The sequence below is a fragment of the Streptomyces niveiscabiei genome (assembly GCF_001419795.1).
Lineage (GTDB): Bacteria > Actinomycetota > Actinomycetes > Streptomycetales > Streptomycetaceae > Streptomyces > Streptomyces niveiscabiei.
The window spans coordinates 1-4,153 of record NZ_LIRL01000628.1 but is presented as its reverse complement, the minus strand read 5'-3'; the positions used below and the strand labels follow the sequence as shown (position 1 = coordinate 4,153).

The window sequence follows — 4,153 nt, the reverse complement described above, 5'->3', positions numbered from 1 at the left end:
CTCAGCCGACTCAGCCGACTCGGGTAACTCGGGTGACCTGGACGACGCCAGGGCGCGAAGCGCCACCCCGTCCGCCGCCCTGGACATCCGCCGCGTCACCACCCCCGCCCAACTCGCCGACTACGCCCGGATCCTCGCCGCCAACTGGACCCCGCCCTCGGACACGGTCCGCCGCTTCTACGCCCAGGCCGACGCCCTCGCCCCCGACTCCCCGGCCCGCTACCTCGTGGGCTACGCCGATGGCACCCCCGTCTGCACCGCCGAGGTCTTCCTCCACGCCGGGGTCGCCGGCATCTACAACATCGCCACCCTCGCCGCCCACCGCCGACGCGGATACGGCGGCGCCATCACCCTCGCCGCCCTCCGCACGGCCCGCGCCCACGGCCACCGCATCGCCGTCCTCCAGGCATCCCCTGAAGGGGAAACGGTCTATCGGCGCCTGGGGTTCCGTACCTGCGGCCGGTTCACGGAACACGCGGTGACACCGTAGGTGCCCGTGCGCGATGCGCCTACAGGAACGCGAGGAACCGGTCGGTGAACTCGGCGGTGGTCGCGGTGCCGCCGAGGTCCCGCGTCCGTACGTCCGTCTCCGCCAGCAGCCTCGCCATCGCCGCGGTGACCTCCTGCGCCGCCTCGGGATGGCCGAGGTGGTCCAGCATCAGCGCCGCCGACCAGATCGCGCCCAGCGGGTTGGCGACACCCTGGCCCGCGATGTCGGGGGCCGAGCCGTGGACCGGCTCGAACATCGAGGGGTACTCCCGCTCGGGGTTGAGGTTCGCGGACGGCGCGATGCCGATGGAACCGGCGACGGCGGCGGCCAGGTCGCTGAGGATGTCACCGAAGAGGTTGGAGGCGACGACGACGTCGTAACGCTGCGGCTGGAGCACGAACTTGGCGGCCAGCGCGTCGATGTGCTCCTGGTTCCAGGACATTTCGGGGAAGCGCTCGGCCCGCTCGGCGACGAGCTGGTCCCAGAACGGCATGGTGTGCACGATGCCGTTCGACTTCGTCGCGGACGTGAGCCGCCCACCCCGCCGCGCGGCGAGCCCGAAGGCGTGGTCGAGGACCCGGGTGACACCCGCGCGCGTGAACACGGCTTCCTGTACGGCGAGTTCCTCCGGGAACCCGGCGTTCATCCGGCCGCCGACCTCGCTGTACTCGCCCTCGCTGTTCTCCCGGACCACCACGAAGTCGACCTCCCCCGCACGGGCCCCGCGCACCGGGCTCTCGACGCCCTCGAAGACCCGGATCGGCCGGAGATTGACATATTGCCGGAACCCCCGCCGGATCGGGATCAGCAGCCCCCACAGCGAGACATGATCGGGAACCCCCGGGTACCCCACGGCCCCCAGCAGGATCGCGTCCTTGTCCCGGAGTTGGTCGAGCCCGTCGTCCGGCATCATCGCGCCCGCGCGCAGGTAGCGCTCGCAGGACCAGTCGTACGACGTGTAGGTCAGCCCGAAGCCGTGCCGGCGCCCGAGGAGGTCGAGCACCTGCTGGGCCGGTGGCAGGACTTCGGCGCCGATGCCGTCGCCGGGGATGAGGGCGATGTGGTGGTTGGTCATGCCGTCGATTCCAGCAAAGGGGCTGGTGGGGCGTCCAAGACGGAGTTCGGATCTGGCTGATAGGGGGTGCTTATCAGGGGGGAGGAGGGCGGCCCGGCGCCGGGCCACTAGACATCCGTGCCGCCCGCGCCCGAGTCGACGACGGCCGTGTCGGCGGCGACCTCCAGGAACGCCGAAGCCGCCGGTGACAGCGCGTCGTGCCGGCTCACCAGCGCGATGTCCAACACCGTCAGCGGCTCGATGCCCATGACGTGCACCCCTGTCTGCCGGGCGATGGCCCGCCACGACTCGGTGACGACGGCCGCCCCGACCCCGGCGAGCACCAACGGCAGCAGCGCCACCCGGTGCTCGGTCTCGACGGCCACGGTGAAGTCGACGCCCCGCGCGCGCAGGCCGTCGACGTACGCGCGCAGCCCCGTGCCGGGCTGCCCCACGATCAGCCGCTGCCCGGCCAGCTCCTCGCTGCTCACGGCCGTACGACCGGCCAGCGGACTGTCCGGCGGGACCATCAGCAGCAGCCGCTGCGGGCCCAGCGTGTGCACGGCGACCTCGCTCCCGGCCGGCGGCCCGACGGACGCCAGCAACCCCAGCTCGACGGCGCCCGTCCGCACCATGTCGATCACCTCGCGGGGCGTCAGGGCGGCCCTGACCGCGACGCACACTCCCGGGTGACGCCGGCTGAACCCGGCGATCAGCGTGGTCAGCGGCTCCACCGCCTGCGACGGCGAACACGCCACATCCAGCCGCCCGGTACGCAGTTCGCGCACGGCCTCGACGCTCGACCGCGCCGTCCGCAGACTCCGTACGGCCTCGCGGGCCGGTCCGATGAGCGCCCGCCCCGCCTCCGTGAGGACGGCCCGGCGCCCGATCCGCTGGAAGAGGTCCGTACCGAGATCCCGCTCCAGCGCCCGCACAGCCTGCGACAACGACGGCTGCGACACGTACGACGCCGTCGCGGCGCGGTGGAAGCCCCCGTGGTCGACGATCGCGAGGAAGTACTCCAACTGCCTGATGTCCACGCACACCCCTTCGGCCGGACACTCGCCCAGAACACCCCATCGAAGCACCGAACCCGCCTGCTACCTGAGAGGGAGGGCGCCGGCTCATACCCGAGAGGTCGGTCATTCGGCCGAGGCGAGGACCGGAAACGGCTGCGGAGTGTGGCCGTTCGGCCGATCCGCGGTGACCGGCTGTGACGAGACAGTGAAGACGGAACCCCGCTGGTCCCCCTCGCTCCAACTCGTCGCAGGAGTACGGCCATGTCGATACCGTCGCTCGAAACCCCGCCCGTACGGACGGCCGCCCGCCTGCTGCCGGCCGCCTGGTACTGGTGGGCCTGCGCGGGGTTCGCCCTCGCGCTGGCGTCGGTCACGACGCTCACCTCGCACCGGGTGTGGGGGCTGTGCGCGGCCGTCGGGTACGGGGGAGCGGCGCTGGTGGCACGCAGGACGGGGAGCCCGTGGGGATGGGCGAGCGCGAGATGGGCGCTGGCCGGGTCGGTCCTGGCGCCGCTCGCCGCGCTGATGGTGACGGGCGTCGCGCAGTCCGAGGTGGACGTCGTCCAGCACTCGGGGAGCCTGCTGCTGAGCGGCGGGAGCCCGTACGTGTCCCAGCCGGTCGAGGTCGGTGACTACAACCCGTATCTGCCGGGGATGGCGCTGTTCGGGCTGCCGCACGCGGCGCTGGGCGACGTGCCGCTCGCCGACGCCCGGCTGTGGTTCGCGGTGATGTTCCTGCTGACGCTGGGAACGGCCGCGAGGCTGGGCGCGGGGACGGCGGCCCGCCGGGAGCGGCGCCGGGAGGCCACGGCGATCGTGCCGCTGCTGGCCGTGTTCCCCGCCGTCGCGCTGCCGCTCGCCGTCGGCGGGGTGGACCTGCCGGTGATCGGGCTCATGTGCCTCGCGCTGACGCTGGCGGGCAGGCCCGGCACGGGGACCGGTGCCGGGGTGGCGATGGGGGCAGCGGCGGCGCTGAAGTGGACGGCCTGGCCGCTCCTGCCGGTGGGGCTGGTGCTGGTCGCGGCGGTGTCGGGACGTCGCGCCGCCGTGCGGGCCGGGTGGGTGTCCCTGGTGGTGGCGTGCGCGGTCGTGGTGCCGTCGGCACTGGCCGACCCGAGGGCGTTCGTGGAGCAGGTGGTGCTGTTCCCGCTCGGCGCGGGGCACGCGGGCTCCCCGGCGACCAGTCCGCTGCCCGGGTATCTGCTGGCCACGTACGTGCCGGGCGGCCGGACCCTCGCCGTGGCCGCGCTGGCGGTGAGCGCCGTGGCGATCGCGGTGTCGCTGGTGGTGCGCGGGCCGCGCACGGTCGTCGCCGCGGCGGACCGGCTGGCGCTGGGCCTCGGGCTGGCGATGTGCCTGATGCCGGCGACGCGGTTCGGGTACCTGGTGTATCCGATGGTGCTGCTGGTGTGGTTCCGGCGGGAGACGTGGACGGGGTGGGCGACGCGGGTGGTGCGGTGGGCGCCGGCCGGTCACCGGGGTGTGGTGGTCCGGGGCGGGATGGGCCGGGGAAGAAGCGAAGGGCCCGCCTCCTCGGCGGAGGCGGGCCGGGGGGTGAGGGAATGTCAGCCGACGGTGTAGGCGTAGGGG

At 73.5% G+C, this 4,153-nt stretch carries 4 protein-coding genes; 2 read left to right on the top strand and 2 right to left on the bottom strand.

The window, feature by feature from the left end; genetic code table 11:
• Window positions 1-490, top strand: a 490-nt coding sequence (locus AOK24_RS28625; RefSeq protein ID WP_240554171.1) for a GNAT family N-acetyltransferase, incomplete at its 5' end; no start/stop codon positions are given.
• Between the two features lie 19 nt (window positions 491-509).
• Here the strand turns inward: AOK24_RS28625 and AOK24_RS28620 are convergent.
• Both AOK24_RS28620 and AOK24_RS28615 read right to left on the bottom strand, forming a co-directional pair.
• Window positions 510-1,565, bottom strand: a complete 1,056-nt coding sequence (locus AOK24_RS28620) for a tartrate dehydrogenase (RefSeq protein WP_055722944.1) — start codon at window positions 1,563-1,565, stop codon at window positions 510-512.
• Window positions 1,566-1,672: 107 nt separating this feature from the next.
• Complete coding sequence (locus tag AOK24_RS28615; protein WP_055722943.1) at window positions 1,673-2,584, bottom strand: LysR family transcriptional regulator; 912 nt, start codon at window positions 2,582-2,584, stop codon at window positions 1,673-1,675.
• Between the two features lie 240 nt (window positions 2,585-2,824).
• Here AOK24_RS28615 and AOK24_RS28610 point away from each other — a divergent pair, with 240 nt between their 5' ends.
• Entirely contained in the window at window positions 2,825-4,144 is a 1,320-nt protein-coding gene (locus tag AOK24_RS28610; protein ID WP_063799532.1) for a glycosyltransferase 87 family protein, read from the top strand.
• Window positions 4,145-4,153: the final 9 nt, after the last annotated feature.

What these genes read in the sequence shown, in the direction of transcription:
- AOK24_RS28620 (WP_055722944.1), bottom strand. Translation starts at nt 1,565, where the DNA reads ATGACCAACCACCACATCGCCCTCATCCCCGGCGACGGCATCGGCGCC.
- AOK24_RS28610 (WP_063799532.1), top strand. Translation starts at nt 2,825, where the DNA reads ATGTCGATACCGTCGCTCGAAACCCCGCCCGTACGGACGGCCGCCCGC.